The 19103-nt window shown below is 59.9% G+C and carries 16 protein-coding genes; 7 read left to right on the forward strand and 9 right to left on the reverse strand.

Going from position 1 to position 19103, the window contains the following annotated elements; translation table 11 throughout:
• Nucleotides 1-100: 100 nt before the first annotated feature.
• The 6 genes from AFK24_RS18535 to AFK24_RS18560 form a co-directional block, all read right to left on the reverse strand.
• Complete coding sequence (locus tag AFK24_RS18535) at nt 101-1720, reverse strand: EAL domain-containing protein (protein ID WP_065834609.1); 1620 nt, start codon at nt 1718-1720, stop codon at nt 101-103.
• A gap of 83 nt (nt 1721-1803) precedes the next feature.
• Nucleotides 1804-2580 carry an N-acetylmuramoyl-L-alanine amidase gene (locus AFK24_RS18540; protein WP_065834642.1) on the reverse strand — a complete coding sequence of 259 codons (777 nt, stop codon included), beginning with the start codon at nt 2578-2580 and terminating at the stop codon, nt 1804-1806.
• 77 nt (nt 2581-2657) lie between these two features.
• On the reverse strand, nt 2658-4736 hold the full coding sequence (locus AFK24_RS18545; RefSeq protein WP_065834610.1) for a GGDEF domain-containing protein: 2079 nt from the start codon (nt 4734-4736) through the stop codon (nt 2658-2660).
• Nucleotides 4733-5611 carry an endonuclease/exonuclease/phosphatase family protein gene (locus tag AFK24_RS18550; protein ID WP_065834611.1) on the reverse strand — a complete coding sequence of 293 codons (879 nt, stop codon included), beginning with the start codon at nt 5609-5611 and terminating at the stop codon, nt 4733-4735. Before AFK24_RS18550 ends, AFK24_RS18545 begins: the two co-directional genes overlap by 4 nt.
• 12 nt (nt 5612-5623) lie before the next feature.
• The gene (locus AFK24_RS18555) at nt 5624-6256 is read right to left on the reverse strand and encodes a thiol:disulfide interchange protein DsbA/DsbL (RefSeq protein WP_065834612.1); all 633 of its coding nucleotides are present in this window, start codon (nt 6254-6256) and stop codon (nt 5624-5626) included.
• A gap of 315 nt (nt 6257-6571) precedes the next feature.
• Nucleotides 6572-7186, reverse strand: coding sequence for a c-type cytochrome (locus AFK24_RS18560; protein WP_065834613.1), 615 nt, complete (start codon nt 7184-7186; stop codon nt 6572-6574).
• A 355-nt stretch (nt 7187-7541) separates the two neighbouring features.
• On the opposite strand from AFK24_RS18560, the gene yihA reads away from it, so the two are divergent.
• Nucleotides 7542-8195, forward strand: a complete 654-nt coding sequence (gene yihA / locus AFK24_RS18565) for a ribosome biogenesis GTP-binding protein YihA/YsxC (protein ID WP_065834614.1) — start codon at nt 7542-7544, stop codon at nt 8193-8195.
• Nucleotides 8196-8572: 377 nt separating this feature from the next.
• Here the strand turns inward: yihA and polA are convergent, their stop codons facing one another.
• Nucleotides 8573-11335 (reverse strand): DNA polymerase I, encoded by a 2763-nt coding sequence (gene polA / locus AFK24_RS18570; RefSeq protein WP_065834615.1) that lies wholly within the window; start codon nt 11333-11335, stop codon nt 8573-8575.
• 74 nt (nt 11336-11409) lie between these two features.
• Between polA and AFK24_RS18575 the strand changes: the two genes are divergently transcribed.
• Together AFK24_RS18575 and AFK24_RS18580 are read left to right on the forward strand one after the other, a co-directional pair.
• Nucleotides 11410-11697, forward strand: coding sequence for a DUF2782 domain-containing protein (locus AFK24_RS18575; RefSeq protein WP_020293359.1), 288 nt, complete (start codon nt 11410-11412; stop codon nt 11695-11697).
• A 36-nt stretch (nt 11698-11733) separates the two neighbouring features.
• Nucleotides 11734-12684, forward strand: coding sequence for a homoserine kinase (locus AFK24_RS18580; protein WP_065834616.1), 951 nt, complete (start codon nt 11734-11736; stop codon nt 12682-12684).
• 145 nt (nt 12685-12829) lie between these two features.
• Here AFK24_RS18580 and AFK24_RS18585 read toward each other — a convergent pair whose 3' ends face one another.
• On the reverse strand, nt 12830-13753 hold the full coding sequence (locus tag AFK24_RS18585; RefSeq protein ID WP_065834617.1) for a zinc ABC transporter substrate-binding protein: 924 nt from the start codon (nt 13751-13753) through the stop codon (nt 12830-12832).
• A gap of 67 nt (nt 13754-13820) precedes the next feature.
• On the opposite strand from AFK24_RS18585, the gene AFK24_RS18590 reads away from it, so the two are divergent.
• The 4 genes from AFK24_RS18590 to AFK24_RS18605 are packed head-to-tail and all read left to right on the forward strand — an operon-like array spanning nt 13821 to nt 16635.
• Nucleotides 13821-14303, forward strand: coding sequence for a Fur family transcriptional regulator (locus AFK24_RS18590; protein WP_065834618.1), 483 nt, complete (start codon nt 13821-13823; stop codon nt 14301-14303).
• Complete coding sequence (gene znuC, locus AFK24_RS18595) at nt 14303-15100, forward strand: zinc ABC transporter ATP-binding protein ZnuC (RefSeq protein ID WP_065834619.1); 798 nt, start codon at nt 14303-14305, stop codon at nt 15098-15100. Before AFK24_RS18590 ends, znuC begins: the two co-directional genes overlap by 1 nt.
• Nucleotides 15093-15881 (forward strand): zinc ABC transporter permease subunit ZnuB, encoded by a 789-nt coding sequence (gene znuB, locus AFK24_RS18600; protein WP_065834620.1) that lies wholly within the window; start codon nt 15093-15095, stop codon nt 15879-15881. Before znuC ends, znuB begins: the two co-directional genes overlap by 8 nt.
• Nucleotides 15882-15918: 37 nt before the next feature.
• Nucleotides 15919-16635, forward strand: a complete 717-nt coding sequence (locus AFK24_RS18605; RefSeq protein WP_065834621.1) for a PA5502 family lipoprotein — start codon at nt 15919-15921, stop codon at nt 16633-16635.
• A gap of 251 nt (nt 16636-16886) precedes the next feature.
• On the opposite strand, the gene katE is transcribed toward AFK24_RS18605, so the two are convergent.
• Nucleotides 16887-19034 (reverse strand): catalase HPII, encoded by a 2148-nt coding sequence (gene katE, locus AFK24_RS18610; RefSeq protein ID WP_065834622.1) that lies wholly within the window; start codon nt 19032-19034, stop codon nt 16887-16889.
• Between the last annotated feature and the right edge of the window lie 69 nt (nt 19035-19103).

Below are 19103 nucleotides of genomic sequence, written 5' to 3' on the forward strand. Positions count from 1 at the left end.
CGGCCGTAGGAGCGACTTTAGTCGCGAAGGCGTCAATTGCCCTCCCGGCTAAAGCCGGTCCTACAGCAAGCCTCGCTCCAACGAAGGTGCGAGCGGCGATTTACGCCACATCCTCCGCCCGACGCCCTGTGCTGCGCCGTCCGCCGGTTACCAGTTCAGTAAACTTGCTGGCTGTCAGCGGTCGGGCGAAGAGCCAGCCCTGGCCGTAAATCACGCCCTCGCTCTGCAGCAGTTGCGCCTGGGATTCAAACTCGATGCCTTCGGCTATCACCCGCAATTGCAGCGCATGGGCCATGCGAATGATGTGTGGGGCGACACCGCTGCTGGCCGCGTCATGGCCGAGGGCGTCGATGAAAGCCTTGTCGATTTTCAGGCAATCCACGGGAAGGGTTTGCAGATAGGCAAGGCTGCAATAACCAGTGCCGAAATCATCAATCAATACCTGATGGCCTTTGTCGCGCAGCCCTTGCAGATGATTGCGCGCCACCACCACATCGATCAGCCCGCGCTCGGTGACTTCAAAGGCAATCTGTCGTGCGGCGACCCTGTGCTGGGCCAGCAATCGAGCCGTCACCCGCCCGATTCGCGGCGCCATGACATCGCACGCCGCCAGGTTCACGGAAATATACAGCTGCGGGTTTGCGCGCAGCAGCGGGCCGAGCTGTTCGAGCAGTTGTTGCAGGACAAAGTCGGTGATCTGCCGGATCTGACCGGTGTTTTCCGCCAGCGGTATGAACAGGTCGGGACTGGTCAGCGTGCCGTCGGGCCTGCGCCAGCGCACCAAAGCTTCGGCGCCGACACAGAGGCGAGTGTTGAGATCGAAGATCGGCTGAAATAAAACCTTCAGTTCGCTGCGCCGCAGCGCACCCTGCAATTCACCGCCCAGCGACTGGCGCTGGCGAGCCAGTTGCAGCACCAGCAGGCCAATGCAGAGGGAAACCAGCAGGCTGGCGGGGACCAGCAGCCACCAGGCTCCGGCGATTTTTTCCTGCAGTCCGCTGCGTGGCGTCGTCAGCACCAGTTGGTATTCGGGACTTTGCGTGGGCATTCGGTAAATCAGCCGCGAAGACGTGGTCAGCAACGTTTCATCAGTGGCGGAAGACCAGTTCTTCGTGGGTGGCCAGGATTGCTCCGGTCCGAGAACGGTGACTGCCTTGCTGCCGTGATTGAGCACGACCAACAAGCTGCCGCCTGCCGGCAGATCGACCACATCAGTGAGGTGTCCGCGAGACGTGGTAACCCTGAAATCGCCGCGCCCCATCATCAGCGCCGCAAGATTATCGTCCGGCTGGGCCGAGGTGTTGAGCCAATAATCGTAAGTCGGGCCGCGAATGTCCGGTTCGCGCGGCGTGCCAAGCTTGCTGTTGAGTGGCCAGCTGGAGCACAGACTTCTGTCACCGACGAACCCCGCTTCATAAATGAAGCGATAGCTGGAGATGATCTGGCGCAAGCGATCAACCATTTGCGGCGTGCAGTGACGTAACGGCTGGGCTTCGAGCTGGTCCAGGCCGGTGCGCAGCTGGCCGAACAACTGTTCCAGGCGAACCAGAAACCGCTCGCCCTGGGCTTTCATCTGTTCGCTTTCATTCTGCCGGGCCTGATGAATCGCCAGTGCAAAACTGCCGCATAGCAGTAAGACCGCACTCAAAAGGGCTGCAAGCAATGCCATCAGCCATGGGCGGTACAGGTTCAAACGAAAGGGTATTGCAGCATCAAGCATCGGTGGGTATCCGGATGAATACCCTTCAGGTTAGCAACAAGCCAGAAAATCGCCTGATTAAATCGGCGACCGAGCGAAAATTGTCATTTGGACCGATTGAGTACCTTGAGCAGCGCGGCGGTACGGGCGTCCGGATTGCCCGTGAAGCGTTCGGGGCGATAGTGCATCTGAAAGGCCGCGAGGACGTGACGCGTGGCGACGTCCAGCTCGCCGGTCTGCGGTGTTTCGTATCCCAGTCGCGCCAATTGTTGCTGAAACCAGGAAATGCTCGGCAAGGCGTCCATCAGCAACGCCTGCTCTTGGGCAACCAGTCTTTCGTCTGGCCAGATACCCAAACCTTCTGCGGCCAGTCGCTTCCACGGGAACAATGGGCCTGGATCCAGCTTGCGCAGCGGCGCGATATCGCTGTGGCCGATGATGTGCCGAGGATCAATGTGATTGCGCTTGACTATATCCTTGAGCAGCACGATCAGCGCCTGAACCTGACCCTCGCTGTAGGGATACCAGACGCGTCCAGTGGGTGTGTCGGTGAAACCCGGATTGACGATTTCAATGCCGATCGAGCTCGAATTGAGCCAGGTTCGGCCTTCCCACACGCTTTCGCCAGCATGCCAGGCCCGCGCAGACTCATCGACCAACTTGTAAATAGTCGGCGGCGTATCGCCAATGAGGTAGTGGCTGCTGACTTCGCCATGGGTCAACAAGGCCAGCGAGCGCTCAAGGTTCGCCGAGGTGTAATGCACCACCACGAATTGCACGCGATTGTCGAAATTCACCGAAGCATGACTGGTGTCGAGTCGCGGCCCGCTGGTGCAAGCCGTCAGCGCGAAGAGTAATAGGGCAGGGAAAAACAGCTTCATGAACATCGGCACACGCTGGGAGTAAAAGGGTGAGCATAACGTACTGCGGCAATAACGCTTATTACAGCGGCAATCGGTCACCCTTGTTCGATCCGGTTGCGGCCGTTTTCCTTGGCTCGATACAGCGCCTGATCGGCACGCTTGAGCGCTACATCGCTACGTTCGCCCGCGCGAAATGCCGTGACACCCATTGAAACAGTGACGGTCACCGGCTCGCTCTTGAAGTGAAACGGGCAGAGTTCGACCGCAGCGCGCAGTTCGTCGAGCAGGGCTAGCCCGGCACTGACCGCCGTCGCGGGTAACAGCAAGACAAACTCCTCACCGCCGAAGCGCGCGATGAAGTCGCTGCTGCGCAGCCGTTTTTTCAGCACCGTGGCAATGATCTTCAGCACCCGGTCGCCCGCCAGATGGCCGAAGCCATCGTTGATGCGCTTGAAGTGATCGAGGTCGAGCATGCACACCAACAGGCTGTTCTTCTGCTGCTGCCACGCGGCCATTTCCTGCTCAAGACGCTCGCCCCAGGCTGCACGATTGGGCAGGCTGGTGAGCGGGTCGATCAGTGCTTTCTGTCGTTGTTCTTCCAGATGACCACGAAAGCCCAAGGCTTCCTGTTCCATGGTCGCAACACGAGTTGCCAGGCTTTGCAGACGCTCGGCGACTTCATGCTCGCGCGCATCGCGTTGCACCTGATGTTGATCCATCGTGTTCAACAGGCCTTCGAGTCGGTTCTCAAGCACGCGCTTGAGGCTGGACAGGTCCGGGGCGTCCTGCACGCTGCTTTGCAGGCCATCGACCTGCTCGCGAAGCTGGCTGTTGAGGTCACGGGAAACCGACTGGTTATCGGCATAACCTGCGCTCGCCGCCTGAAGGTTGCTCTGAAACGACTCCAGACGCTCGTTCAGCTGCTTGAGATAGATTTCGAATTCATGCTGGCCGGTGTCAGTGATGGCCAGCATCAACACCGCAAGATCATCGAGTATCGGCAGCAGTTCGTACCAGTTCAGGCCATGTTCCAGGCGTTTGCGCATCGCCTCGGCCTGAGGTCGATGATGTTCCGGAAGCGTCAGATCATTGAGCAGCCCCAGCAAGGTCTGTTCGATGTGAGCGGCCACTGAGCTATAGCTGGGTTCGGGCGAGGCGGGCAGCGCAAAACCGACACCCTCTTCGTCAAGCGCTTGCTCATCGGTTTCGCTTTCGCCTTCTTCCTCGGACGGCGCTTCAACCACAGCCTCAGGCAGCTGTTCGAAGGGCACGGATGGCGTGGGTGTGAGCAGATCCTCTACCGCAAACGCGTCAACCGCTACGGCAGCGACGGGGATTGGCGGCTCACGGAGCGGCTCAGCCGCATCGAGCTGCACTGGCTGCACTGGCGATTCGGCAGCCGGTTCGAAGACTTCGGCAACAACGGGCGGCAACGCTTCGGCAATCGGGGCTTGCGGCGAGTCGTCGGTTTCGTCTGGCTGATGCTGAGTCGGCACAACGACAGGCTCAGGTTCAGGCTCCGACTCCGACGTCGGGACGTGATCGGGTGCAGCGGCTAGGGGCTCGACCTGTTGGTTTTGCTTGGGCTGATAATGCTCTGTGGCGGGATGTTGTATGTGTTCAGGGGCGGGTGCAACGTCATTGGGGCTTTCATGGCCGCCAAACAAGCGCTGCAACAAGCCGGGTCGCGCCGCCTCTTCAGGCTTGTCCATCAATGTCAGCGCCTGGCCTTGCAGGCCGCTCAGCTCACCCAGCAGCAACGGCAGTTCCCGCGATTGGGAGGCGCGCTCTTCGAGATCCTTGGCGAATTTTTTCAGCGGTTTGCGCACATCCTTGGGCAGCGGCAATGATTGCAATTGCGTAACCAAGGCAGTCAAGGCGCTACTGATCTGGCCAGCGCGGACTTCCCGACGTTGCTCGGAATCCAGCACGGCTTTTTCAAGGCGCGGGATAAGCGCGGCCAGGCCAGCGTCCATATCGTCCTTGCGTACGATTTCGCGCATTTCCTTCATGCACTGGTCGACCGCGCGGTCCGAGCCTTCCGCCGCCAGACTGCTGCGCACCAGACCCCGACGCAAAAGGTCGAGGCGAGCTTCCCAGCGTCTTTCGAGCTTTTCTTGCTGCTCGATGCCCGTCAGGTACTTTTCTTTCCAGCGCTCCGCGTCATCGCTCATGCAATGGGCTCGCTACTGGCCGTGCTGGGTACCGGTAGTGAATCCTGGGTCAGGGACGCTGGCAGACGAATTTCTACGGCAACAGGAAGATGGTCCGAGATCGGCTGAGCCAGGACCTGCACCCGTTCCAGGGTCAGGCTCGGGCTGAGCAAAATGTGATCAAGGCAACGCTGCGGTCGCCAGCTAGGGAACGTCGCTTCGATCTGCGGCGCCAGCAAGCCAAGGTCCCGCAGCGGCGAGTTCTCCAGCAAGTCCAGGGCGTGAGTGTTCATGTCACCCATCAAGACCTGATGGCGATAGTCGCCGATCAGCTCGCGGATATAAGCCAGTTGCCGGGTTCGGGTACGTGCGCCGAGGGCCAGATGCATCATGACCACGATCAACGCGTCCGCGCCTTCGCCGAAGCGCACCAGAATCGCGCCACGCCCGGCGGGGCCCGGCAGCGGATGGTCTTCGATGGCCGTCGGCCGCAAGCGGCTGAGCACACCATTGCTGTGCTGGCCGAAGCGTCCGAGGTTGCGATTGAGCTGCTGGTACCAGTAAGGGAAAGCACCGAGCTGGGCCAGGTGCTCCACTTGATTGATGTAGCCGGAGCGCAGACTGCCGCCATCGGCTTCCTGCAAGGCGACCAGATCGAAGTCGCCCAGCAGATCGCCGATCTTTTGCAGGTTGCCGGCGCGGCCACCATGAGGCAGCAAATGCTGCCAGCCTCGGGTCAGGTAATGACCATAACGCTCAGTACTGATGCCGACCTGAATGTTGAAGCTGAGCAAGCGCAGCCGACCATCGGCCGGCAAGCCGCTTTCCAGTACATGGTGTTCGTTGACCTTGGGGTCGTGTCGGCCAACGATCCGTTCCGTTCTCCAGCGCCGCATGGCAGGCGCCGCTTACTTGGCCGCTCGCTCTTTGGCGATGAGCTGATCGGCGACCTGCAGGGCTTGCTCTGCACCACCCGCGGAACCCAGGTCAAAACGGTATTTGCCATTGACGATCATGGTGGGTACGCCCGTGATTTCGTACTTCTTGGCCAGTTCTTTGTATTGGGCGATCTTGCCCTTTACAGCGAAGGAGTCGAAAGTTTTCAGGAACTTTTCCTTGTCTACGCCTTGAGTGGCGACGAAGTCAGCCATGTCATTTTTGTCGACCAGACGCTTGCCGCCCTTCTGGATCGCTTCGAATACTGCTGCGTGAACCTTGTGCTCTACACCCATGGTATCCAGGGTGATGAACAACTGGCCGTGAGCATCCCACGGGCCACCGAACATGGCGGGGATCCGCACGAAGTTGACGTCGGCAGGCAGTTTTTCCACCCATGGATTGATGACGGGTTCGAAGGCATAGCAATGCGGGCAGCCATACCAGAACATTTCCACGACTTCGATCTTGCCTGGCACGGAAACCGGGACGGCGCTGCTCAGCTCGACGTACTGCTTACCTGCTTCGATAGGCTCGGCTGCTTGCGCCGTTATACCGAACAAACTGGCGGCAACCAGAGCGGCGCTGAGGATCAGATTACGCATGCTTTACTCCTGAGACAGATTTGAGTCGCCTTCAAGCGACCGGCTTTGGACCGGACGGGTGGGCGCGAGTTCGCTAGTGTAACGCTGGCGACAATAAAAAAGGGCAGCCGAAGCTGCCCTTTTTCAGTTGAAAACCCATTGGAGCGATGCTCGCCCGCAAAGAAGGGTAACGCGGTGTGTCAGGCTTGCCGCAGTGACTGATTCGCGGGCAAGCCTCGCTCCAACGGGTTACTCAGGATGTTTCGGCTGAACGATTCAAAACCTGTTGGAGCGAGGCTTGCCCGCGAAGGTATTGGCCCGGCCCCAGCGGGTTGCTTAATGCAGGCCTTGGATATATTGCGACAGCGCGTCGATATCCTTGTTGCTCAGCTTGGCCGCGATGGAGCGCATGACCATGGTGTCGCCGTCGTTGGTGCGGTCGCCTTCGCGGAAAGCGACCAGTTGTTTCTTGATGTAGTCGGCATGCTGGCCACCCAGATGCGGGAAGCCGGCCTGCGCGTTGCCGACGCCATTAGGCGAGTGGCAGCCGGTGCAGGCGGGCATGCCTTGATCCAGCTTGCCGCCGCGGAACAGTGCTTCACCCTGGGCCACGAGTTTTGGATCGGCAGCGCCAACACTGCCTTTCTGACTGGCGAAATAAGCCGCGATGTCTGCCAGATCCTGATCGTTGAGGTTGGTCAGCAGGCCGGTCATTTCCAGGACGACGCGTTTGCCGTCCTTGATTTCGTGCAGCTGCTTGAGCAGATAACGATCACCCTGGCCTGCCAGTTTGGGGAAGTTCGGGGCCATGCTGTTGCCGTCCGGGCCATGACAGGCGCCACACATGGCGGCTTTGGTCTGGCCAGCGGCAGGATTTCCAACCTCACCAGCAGCCTGCGCCGCACCGCAGATGCCCAAGGTCAACAGCAGACTCACGAGTATTTTGTTCATCAGGTAATCCAAATCGGCTAAAGGTGAAAAGTTATGTAGGAGATGACTCGCTCATCCGAAGATGAAGGTTCGCAAATCCTCGCTACTGCTGTCCTTGCACAATCCACGCGGCGGCAACGCTTTGAACTACCGGACACAGGCAACTCCAAAGCCTTCATACTTAACGAAACCTTTTCAGGTTCAAAGCGGACTGCGTTCTAATGCGCATCTATATGTCTCGCTCAGGTTGTGATCTTGGCCCTGTTCACAGGACAAAGCACACACAAAATCTGCGGCATTATATACTGGCGCTACTGAAACGGAAACGACACCTCTTGCCGCACCCCTTGCAGGCACCGCCCTCACCGGAAATCACATGCAACTCAAGAATCCCATCCTCGGCCTGTGCCAACAGTCCACCTTCATGCTCAGTGCTGCCAAAGTCGATCAGTGCCCTGACGACGAGGGCTTTGAAGTCGCCTTCGCCGGGCGCTCCAACGCGGGCAAATCGAGCGCGCTGAACACCCTGACTCATGCCAGTCTAGCTCGTACTTCGAAAACCCCCGGGCGAACTCAGCTGCTGAACTTCTTCAAGCTGGACGACGAGCGTCGCCTGGTCGATTTGCCGGGTTACGGTTACGCCAAAGTGCCGATCCCGCTCAAGCTCCACTGGCAGCGCCACCTGGAAGCCTATCTGGGCAGTCGCGAAAGCCTGAAGGGTCTGATTCTGATGATGGACATCCGTCATCCAATGACCGACTTCGACCTGCTGATGCTGGACTGGTCGATTGCCAGCCACATGCCAATGCACATCCTGCTGACCAAGGCCGACAAGCTGACCTACGGCGCCGCGAAGAACGTGCTGCTCAAGGTTCAGGCCGAAATCCGCAAGGGTTGGGGCGATGCGGTCAGTATCCAGTTGTTCTCGGCCCCCAAGCGCATGGGCCTGGAAGACGCCTACACCGTACTGGCCGGCTGGATGGAACTGGAAGACAAGGCGCCGGCCGAGTCTGCTCAGCCTGCTCAGTAAAAACGCAGGCAAAAAAAACCCCGGACTTCGTATGGGGAGGGGAAGTCTGGGGTCTAAGTTTTCAGACCTTTAGGGTGGGGTCTGAATATCTGCCAACACTTAACACAACTAGGAGCATTGATCGGCTTCGCTGCCAATCGAGAACTCTGACTCGATTTTCAGGGCTTAAGTTCCTGGCCCGCTGAAATTCTCCAGCCAGATTGCGTTTTGGCAGAACCGGCCTCTTCGGGGACGAGTCCCCTCCTACCGGTTTGTGTAGATCGGGTAGGACCGGACTTGTCCGGGAAGCTGTCCATCCGGGCAATGGACAACAGGTAGAGCCGGCAACCTCGAGCGCGCAACGCAATCGTGCGCGCTCCAGGTCTGAACACCCGTTATCAGTGCGCCTCGTCCCAGTTGTTGCCGACACCCACCTCAACCAGCAGCGGCACATCCAGTTGCGCCGCACCGCTCATGTGTGGGCGGATCTGCTCGCTGATCTGCTCCACCAGATCCTCGCGAACCTCCAGAACCAGTTCATCGTGCACTTGCAGGATGACCCGTGCATCCAGGCCCGACTCTTCCAGCCAGCCGTTCACCGCGACCATGGCTTTCTTGATGATGTCGGCGGCGGTGCCCTGCATCGGTGCGTTGATCGCCATACGCTCGGCGCCTTTGCGCAGGGCCTGGTTCTTGGCGTTGATGTCCGGAAGGTACAGGCGACGGCCAAAGATAGTTTCGACGAAACCCTGCTCGGCGGCCTGGGTGCGCGTGCGCTCCATATAAGCCAGCACGCCGGGGTAACGGGCGAAATAGCGATCCACGTAGGCTTGCGACTGTTTGCGGTCGACGCCGATCTGCTTGGCCAGGCCAAACGCGCTCATGCCGTAGATCAGCCCGAAGTTGATCGCCTTGGCGCTGCGACGCATGTCCGTGGTGACGCCCTCAAGCTCGACGCCGAAGACTTCAGCAGCCGTTGCCCGGTGCACATCGAGGTTGTTGCGGAACGCATGCAGCAGCCCTTCATCCTTGGCCAGGTGCGCCATGATGCGCAGTTCGATCTGCGAATAGTCCGCCGCCAGCAGTTTGTAGCCTTTAGGCGCGACGAACGCCTGCCGGATCCGGCGGCCTTCGGCAGTACGGATCGGAATGTTCTGCAGGTTCGGATCACTGGAAGACAAACGCCCGGTCACCGCCACCGCTTGATGGTAAGACGTGTGAATACGCCCGGTGCGCGGGTTGATCTGTTCCGGCAGGCGGTCGGTGTAAGTGCTTTTCAGCTTGCTCATGGAGCGGTACTGCATCAGCACGGTCGGCAGCGGGAAACCTTGCTCGGCCAGCTCCGCCAGCACCGCTTCGGCTGTGGAGGCCTGGCCCTTGGCGGTTTTGCTGAGGATCGGCATGCCGAGTTTTTCGTAGAGAATCACCCCCAGTTGCTTGGGCGAGCCGAGGTTGAATTCTTCCCCGGCGATCTCGAACGCTTCACGTTCAAGGGCGATCATTTTGTCGCCCAGCTCGACGCTCTGGATGCCGAGCAATTTCGCATCGACCAGCGCGCCTTGACGTTCAATACCCGCCAGAACCGGCACCAACGGCATTTCAATTTCATTGAGCACGGGCAGCAGGCTCGGAATCGCGTTGAGCTTTTCCTGCAATGCCTCATGCAAGCGCAAGGTCACGTCGGCTTCTTCTGCGGCGTATTGCGCAGCCAGTTCCAGGGAAATCTGGTCAAAGGTCAGCTGCTTCACGCCCTTGCCAGCGATGGCCTGCATAGCGGTGGTGGTATGGCCGAGGTATTTCAGCGCCAGGCTTTCCCGGTCATGCCGCGTCGCGGTGGAATCCAGCACATAGGATTCGAGCATGGTGTCGTACACCAGGCCGCGCACGGTAATGCCCTGGCTCTGGTCGCCGTCAATGGCGCAGTTGGCCAGAATGTTGATGTCGAACTTGGCGTGCTGGCCGACCTTGATCTTGCTCGGGTCTTCCAGTAGCGGCTTGAGCTGCTTGAGCGCGTGGTCGCGATCCAGCTGTTGCGGCACGCCCATGTACGAATGCGTCAGCGGAATATAAGCGGCTTCATTGGACTGCACCGAGAACGACAGGCCGACCAATTGCGCGCGCTGTGCGTCCAGCCCGTTGCTCTGGGTGACGAAAGCGACCAGCTTCGCGGCATTGAGCTTTTTCAGCCAGGCGTCGAGCTGATCCTGTTCGAGGATGGTTTCGTACTGCGTTTCAGCGGTCGGCGGTGCTTCGGCGATGGCGACTTCCAGCCCGGCACGCTGCGCATCGCGATGCAGGTCTTCGATCCAGCTTTTGAATTCCAGCTCGGCGTACAGCTCCAGCAAGGCTTCGCGGTCCGGCTCGCCGCAGTGCAGCGCGTCGAGTTCGATGTCCAGCGGCACGTCGATCTTGATGGTCGCCAGCTCGTAGGACAGAAACGCCATGGCGCGATGCTCTTCGAGCTTGGCGGCTAGGGTTTTCGCCCCGCGAATCGGCAGCGCCGCCACGGCCTCAAGGTTGGCGTACAACTCAATCAGACCGCCGCCAACGCCGACCAGCAGGCCAACCGCGGTTTTTTCGCCAACGCCGGGAACGCCCGGAATGTTGTCGACCTTGTCGCCCATCAGCGCCAGATAATCGATGATGTGCTCGGGACCGACACCGAACTTCTCCTTCACGCCAGCCACGTCCAGCACGCTACCGGTCATGGTATTGACCAAGGTAATGTGGCCGTCGACCAGCTGCGCCATGTCCTTGTCGCCGGTGGAGATAATCACCGGACGATCTGCCGCCGCGCTGCTGCGCGCCAGCGTGCCGATCACATCGTCCGCTTCGACGCCATCGACACATAGCAGCGGGTAACCCAGGCCTTTGACGCAGGCGTGCAGCAGATCGATCTGCACGCGCAAATCATCCGGCATGCTTGGCCGATTGGCTTTGTATTCGGCGTAGAGATCGTCGCGAAATGTGCCGCCTTTGGCGTCGAAAACCACTGCGAAAGGGCTATCCGGGTATTGCCGGCGCAGGCTTTTGAGCATGTTCAGCACGCCCTTGACCGCGCCGGTTGGCAGGCCCTTGGACGTAGCGAGCGGTGGCAGCGCGTGAAAGGCGCGATACAAGTATGAAGAACCGTCCACCAGGACGAGGGGAGCTTGGCTCATGAGCAGAATCAACCTTTTCGGCGGGGTCGGCGCTAGAATGCGCGGACCATTGACGACAAAGGGACAAGGTTATCATGCGCACGACAAATCGCTTGTTGCTGGCGGGCCTGTTTGCATTCTGCCCGCTGATTGCTGTTGCTGCGGACGATGCACCGTCGGCAGATCCGGATGTAACGATCCGCACCGAAGGCGACAAGACCATCCAGGAATACCGCCAGAACGGATTTCTGTATGCAATCAAGATTACGCCCAAGGGCGGCAAGCCTTATTTTCTGGTGCGTGCCGATGGCACCGATGCCAATTTCATTCGTTCAGACCAGCCGGATATGCTGATTCCTTCGTGGAAAATATTCGAGTGGTAACGTCCCACATTCACTTTTTTTGCTGGCAGTCCTGATATGTCCGTGTTCACCCCTCTGGCCCGGCCCGAGCTGGAAACTTTTCTCGCCCCTTACGGGCTTGGCCGTCTGCGCGATTTCCAAGGCATCGCCGCCGGCAGCGAGAACACCAACTACTTCATCAGCCTGGAGCAGGGCGAATTCGTCCTGACTCTGGTCGAACGCGGGCCGGTTCAGGATTTGCCGTTCTTCATTGAATTGCTGGATGTGCTGCACGAAGCGGACCTGCCGGTGCCTTACGCGTTGCGCACCACGGACGGCAGCGCGTTGCGTGAGCTGGCCGGCAAACCGGCGCTGTTGCAGCCGCGTCTGCCGGGCAAGCACGTCAGCGAGCCGAACACGCAGCATTGCGTGCAGATTGGTGAGTTGTTGGGGCATCTGCACCTGGCAACTCGCGAGCACGTGCTGGAACGCAAGACTGATCGCGGGCTGGACTGGATGCTGACCGAAGGGGCCGAACTGGTTTCGCACCTTGATCCGGCATCGGGCCAGTTGTTGAAAACCGCGCTGGAAGAAATCGAGCGGCTCAAGCCGGGAATCATGGCGTTGCCGCGCTCCAATCTGCATGCGGACCTGTTTCGGGATAACGCGCTGTTCGAAGGCACGCACCTGACCGGGCTGATCGACTTCTACAACGCGTGTTCCGGGCCGATGCTTTATGACCTGGCTATCGCGCTGAACGACTGGTGCTCGCGTGAAGACGGCCAGATCGACCCACAACGCGCCCGCGCCATGCTCGGTGCTTACGCCGGGCTGCGCCCGTTCACCTCAAGTGAAGCGGAACTGTGGCCGACCATGCTGCGTGTTGGGTGCGTACGGTTCTGGCTGTCGCGCCTGATCGCCGCCGAATCCAACGCCGGACAAGACGTGCTGATCCACGACCCCATGGAGTTCCAGAAACGCCTGGAGCAGCGGCAGGAGACGCATATCCCGTTGCCGTTTGCGTTGTAAGCAGCGCCACCTTCGCTTGGCAGACCTCGACTCCCGTTGGAGCGAGGCTTGTCCGCGAATCGGTATTCCAATCGACCAATCCATCGCATGAGATGACGTCTTCGCGGGCAAGCCTCGCTCCAACGAATTACGTCTTATGCATCGATCAAAGCGACTCCAGGCACCCAACCAGATCATCGCCAAGCGTGCTCAACAGCAGCTCATAACCCTGGGCGTTGATCGGGGTGTCGCTGCCGAGCGCGTCGAGTTCCGCGAGTTTCGCCGGCAAGCCTGCGGTCAGGGTTTCGGCCAGGCGTGGGCGCAAAGGCGGTTCACTGAAGACGCAGGTCTTGCCCATTTCCGTCAGACGCTCGCGCATCGCCGCAACATGCCGGGCGCCCGGCTGGACTTCTGCCGCAACGCTGAACACGCCAGCATGCTTGAGGCCATAAGCGTCTTCGAAGTAGTCGAACGCTTCGTGAAACACAAAATACGGCTTGCCGGAAATTCCCGCGACGCGGGACTTGATCCGTGTATCCAGCGCATCCAGTCGCGCGCTGAATGCCTTGGCGTTGCTGTTATAGCGCGCGGCATGGGCCGGATCTGCGGCGCTCAGGTCAGCGGCCATCTTGGCGGCGATCACCCGGGCATTGAACGATGACAACCACAAATGCGCGTCCAGGCTGCCAGGACGGTGATCATGGTCGTGCTCGTCCGGGTCCTGTTCCTCATGGGAAGCGCTGTCAGCAGCAAAGTGGCGTAGGCGCATGCCCGGCAACGACTGGACATCGACAACAGGCAACGTGCGATTTTTCAGCACGCGCGGCAGGAAGCTTTCCATGTCTGGGCCGATCCAGTAGAGCAGATCCGAGTCCCGAACGCGCCGCACGTCGGATGGCCGCAAGGCATAGTTATGTGGCGACGCACCGGGCGGCAATAACACCTCTGGCGCGCCGATGCCGTCCTGCACAGCCGCGGCAATCAGCTGCAATGGCTTGATGCTGGTGAGGACGCGAACCTCGGCCTGAGCCGGGGCATTTGCCAGGAAACTGGCCGATAAAGCGATGAAAAGGGCAAAAAGACGGTGCACGTGGGCCACTCATTGACGGCGGGAACAGGTAACATAATAACGTCTCTCACAAAAATCGTCGCCGCTCATGCCTATAACACCGTTGGCCAGTCGTCCCCATGATCACTCCCACTGCGTGCACACCGCGCTCGCCGAAGCCGATGCGCTTTGCGCCGAGAAGGGCCTGCGCCTGACCGCATTGCGTCGTCGCGTCCTGGAGTTGGTCTGGCACAGTCATAAACCCTTGGGTGCCTACGACATCCTCGCGGTCCTCAGCGAAGAAGACGGTCGCCGCGCCGCGCCGCCTACGGTTTACCGGGCGCTGGATTTCCTGCTGGAAAACGGTCTGGTGCATCGCATCGCCTCGCTTAACGCCTTCACCGGCTGCAACCACCCGACCCACGCGCATCAGGGCCAGTTCCTGATTTGCCGGGAATGCCACGCCGCCATTGAGCTGCAGCATCCGACCATCAGCGATGCGGTCATTGCCGCCGCTGCCGAAGTCGGCTTCGCGGTGGAAGGTCAGACCGTGGAAATAGTCGGTATCTGTTCCGGCTGCAAGGCAGCCTGATGAGCAACGCACTGATCACTCTTGAGCAGGTGCGCGTCACGCTATCCGGGCAAAACGTGCTGGAAAACATTCAGCTGAGCGTCAAGCCAGGGGAAATCGTCACGTTGATCGGCCCCAACGGCGCGGGCAAGACCACCCTGGTGCGCGCGGTGCTTGGCCTGCTCACCCCGGATTCCGGCACGGTCTGGCGCAAGCCGAAACTGCGCGTCGGCTACATGCCGCAAAAGCTGCACATCGACGCGACATTGCCGCTGTCGGTGCTGCGCTTTTTGCGTCTGGTGCCGGGCGTTGATCGTGCGGCAGCCCTTGCCGCATTGGCCGAAGTCGGTGCCGAAAAGGTCATCGACAGCCCGTTGCAGAGTATTTCCGGCGGCGAAATGCAGCGTGTGCTGCTCGCCCGCGCATTGTTGCGCGAACCGGAATTGCTGGTGCTGGACGAGCCGGTGCAAGGCGTCGACGTTGCTGGCCAGGCCGAGCTTTACAGCCTGATCACGCGTCTGCGGGATCGTCACGGCTGCGGCGTGCTGATGGTCTCCCACGATTTGCATCTGGTGATGAGCACCACCGATCAAGTGGTGTGCCTGAACCGCCATGTGTGCTGCTCCGGTCACCCGGAGCAAGTCAGTAATGATCCGGCGTTCGTCGAGCTGTTCGGCAAAAACGCCCAGAGCCTGGCGATCTATCACCACCATCACGACCACGCCCATGACCTGCATGGCGAAGTGGTCGAAGGCGCCGCCGAACCTACGCCTCATGCCCACAATCACGTTCATGGAGATAGCTGCAAGCATGGCTGATTTTCTACTGTATGCCTTGCTTGCCGGTCTGGCGCTGGCACTGGTGGCCGGGCCGTTGGGCTCGTTCGTGGTCTGGCGGCGCATGGCTTATTTTGGCGACACGTTGTCCCACGCTGCATTGTTGGGCGTTGCCCTGGGCTTTTTGCTGGATGTCAGCCCGACCATCGCAGTGACTGTCGGCTGCCTGTTGCTGGCAATCCTGCTGGTGACCCTGCAACAGCGTCAGCCGCTGGCGTCGGACACGCTGCTGGGGATTCTGGCGCCAAGCACATTGTCGCTGGGCCTTGTGGTGCTGAGCTTCATGCACGACGTGCGCATCGATCTGATGGCTTATCTGTTCGGCGATCTGCTGGCGATCAGCCCGACGGATCTGGCCTGGATTCTCGGCGGCGCGGCGGCGGTGCTGGTGTTGATCGTCGTGCTGTGGCGGCCATTGCTGGCGATCACTGTGCATGAAGAACTGGCCAGGGTCGAAGGTTTGCCCGTGGCAGCGCTGCGCATGACCTTGATGCTGCTGATTGCGGTGGTCATTGCCGTAGCGATGAAAATTGTCGGCGTCTTGCTCATCACCTCTTTGCTGATCATTCCGGCGGCTGCGGCACAGCGTCACGCCCGTTCGCCGGAGCAGATGGCACTGGGCGCGAGCTTGCTGGGCGTGGCTGCGGTGTGTATTGGCCTGTCCATGTCATGGTTCAAGGACACGCCCGCCGGACCCTCGATTGTTGTGTCGGCAGCAGCGTTGTTTCTGCTGAGTTTTGTTCTACCCAAGCGGGCGGTGTAGACTTGCTCGTTTTTTGCGCAATTAGAGAATCGCAGGAATGAAGCCGTTTGCATCCCGTTATCTGCTGCTTGCCGCATTTTCCATCCTGTTGGGTGCCTGTCAGAGTGCGCCCACCGTTGAGGCCCCCGCGCCTGAAACCCCGCCCGACGCGTTCGCGCAGCTGGAGCAGAGCATCACCAGCAATGAGTTGGCGACTGCCGAAGATCAGTTAGGTGCGCTGCAAACTGCTGCGCCCACCGATATCCGTCTGGAACAGTTCCAGCGGCGTCTGGCCGAGGCTTATTTGAGTCGCAGCCAGATCGTGCTGCAAAAGGGTGACGTTAATGCTGCCGCGACGGCGCTGAGCCGCGCTCGTGCGCTGATGCCCAAGGCTCCGGCGCTGACCAGTGGCGTCAACGGCGCCATTGCCCATGCCCGTAAGGCCGAGCTGGACAAGGCCGAAGCTGATTTGAAAGCAGCCGAAGCCAGGCGCATCGCCAAGCTGATCGATCCGACGGCAGAAAGCACGACCATTGCCTTGAAAATTGGCGATATGGCGCAACTGCGTCGCCAACTGGATGCCATCGCCGCTGATACTGTCGCGTTCAATTGTGATGTGGTGCTACAAGTGCCGCGCACTGAAGATTACCCATGGCTGGCCACATTGCTGACCAAGCGGGTGAACAAGATCAATCCGGATTTCGAGCTGGATCTGCGCCGCGTGATCGAGCGCAATGAGAAGGCCCAGATCGTGCTCAAGCCTGCTCAGTTGTAACTTCAAGCCGGAACCGAACTGTACAGTCTGTGTAGGAGGGGACTTGTCCCCGAAGAGGCCAGCCGAGCACTCCAGTCAGCCAGCCTTCGCTTCATTGCCTGACCCGACGCTTTCCCGGACAAGTCCGGTCCTACCTGATTTGGGTTGTCTTGCGTTCGCGTGACGTTTTCACACCGTCTGCGTAGGAACGAACTTGTTGGCGAGAGGGCGTAGCTGACACGCCGCCTCGCCAACAAGGTTTGCCCCTCCGCTTAAGCTGGAATCGCCTTGGCCTTAGGCTCGCGAGCCCAGACCCGATGCTGGGCAATCGCATCAAAGAACGTCTTGAACGACGCGCTATCGGCGACTTCCAGCAACCCGGCATCCAGATCCAGATGCAGCAGTTTCACCAATTCCTTGGCTTCGCCGCTGAACGAGATGGCCTTGAGATGCTTGTAGGCTTCCAGCACATAGTGCAATGCCACGCCATCGCCACTCAGTGCCTTGACCGAAGCGGCACCGCCCGGAATGAACACCGCGTCGAACGCAACCGAAGGCAGGCCTTCCATTGAAGCGTCCACCGCCAGCGTCGCGCCACCAGCCGTCTTTACCGGCGCCGAGGTCGGACCGAGCGCTTTGGAATGAGCGCCTTGCGCCTCCAGCGCGGCTTTCATCGCAGCCACGGCTTTGTCGTCCACGCCGTCAGCCACCAGAATTGCCACTTTGCGCGACACGATGTCCCCGGAAAGCAGGTTGGCCTGGCTCAGCAATGGCGACTCCTTGATGGACGTCGACTTGGCGGGCACGGTGCCGGCTTTCGGCGCAGGCAGGCCCAGGTTCGCGGCAACGCGGCTGGCCAATTCCAGATCAATGTTGGCGAGGATTTCATTTACCTGACGCGCACGAATGTGTTCGCGCTCAACTTTGCCCAACTCGAAGCTATACGCGGCAATGATGTGCTCTTTCTCGTGGTGGCTCATGCTGTTGAAAAACAGCGTCGCCTGAGAGAAGTGATCGCCGAACGACTCGCTACGCTCGCGCACTTTATGGGCTTCAACGCGCTCGTGATACGTCTCGAAGCCGCCGTCTACCGGGCCAGCCGGGGTTTCTTTCGGCCAGCCGCCATCAATCGAATTCGGCTCGTAACTCGCACGGCCTTTGTCGATGGTCGTACGGTGCTGCGCATCACGTTGACCATTATGGTTAGGCGCAACCGGGCGGTTGATCGGGATTTCGTGGAAGTTCGGCCCGCCCAGGCGGCTGATCTGAGTGTCGGTGTAGGAAAACAGGCGACCTTGCAGCAGCGGATCGTTGGAGAAGTCGATGCCGGGCACGATGTGGCCAGGGCAGAATGCGACTTGCTCGGTTTCCGCAAAGAAGTTGTCCGGGTTGCGATTGAGCACCATTTTGCCCAGCGGCGTTACCGGTACCAGCTCTTCGGGGATGATTTTGGTCGGATCGAGCAGGTCGAAGTCGAACGTGTGCTCGTCTTCTTCGGCCACGATCTGCACGCCCAGCTCCCATTCAGGGTAATCACCAGTCTCGATGGATTCCCACAGGTCGCGGCGGTGGAAGTCAGTGTCCTTGCCGGCGAGTTTCTGGGCTTCGTCCCAGACCAGCGAGCAGGTGCCGAACTTGGGTTTCCAGTGGAACTTGACGAAGGTCGACTTACCTTCGGTGTTGATCATGCGGAAGGTGTGAATGCCGAAGCCCTGCATGGTGCGCAGGCTTTTCGGGATCGCGCGGTCGGACATGGTCCAGAGCACCATGTGCGCCGATTCCGGCACCAGCGAAACGAAATCCCAGAACGTATCGTGGGCGGAACCGCCAGTCGGGATTTCGTTATGCGGCTCAGGCTTCACGGCGTGAACGAAGTCCGGAAACTTGATCGCGTCCTGGATGAAAAACACCGGCATGTTGTTGCCGACCAGATCGTAGTTGCCTTCGCCGGTATAGAACTTGACCGAGAAACCACGCACGTCACGCACGGTATCGCCCGAGCCACGCGGGCCTTGAACGGTAGAGAAACGCACGAACACCGGGGTTTTCTTGCCCGGATCGCGCAGGAATTCAGCCTTGCTCAGCGCGGAGTGATTTTCATACGTCTGGAAATAACCGTGAGCGCCGGTACCACGGGCGTGGACGATCCGCTCCGGGATGCGCTCGTGGTCAAAGTGGGTGATCTTCTCGCGCATGATGAAATCTTCAAGCAGCGATGGACCGCGCGCGCCCACTTTCAGCGTGTTCTGGTTATCGGAAACTTTCACGCCCTGATTGGTGCGCAGGGCCTGGTTGGTGGCGTCGGAGCGAAATTTTTCGAGGCTCTCGAGCTTTTCGTTGGTATTGCCCCGGTCGAGCGTATCGGTGCCGGCCAGGTCACTTTTGGTGGTGGGTGCAATGGGTGTCTTTTTAGTAGCCATCAGGCAAAAACTCCTCGGTTCAGAACGGCCCGTATGCTCGATTCGGCAGGGCTCAAACAAGCGGAATTC

Origin of the sequence: Pseudomonas syringae (assembly GCF_001698815.1) — a bacterium.
In the GTDB taxonomy this organism is placed as follows: domain Bacteria; phylum Pseudomonadota; class Gammaproteobacteria; order Pseudomonadales; family Pseudomonadaceae; genus Aquipseudomonas; species Aquipseudomonas syringae_A.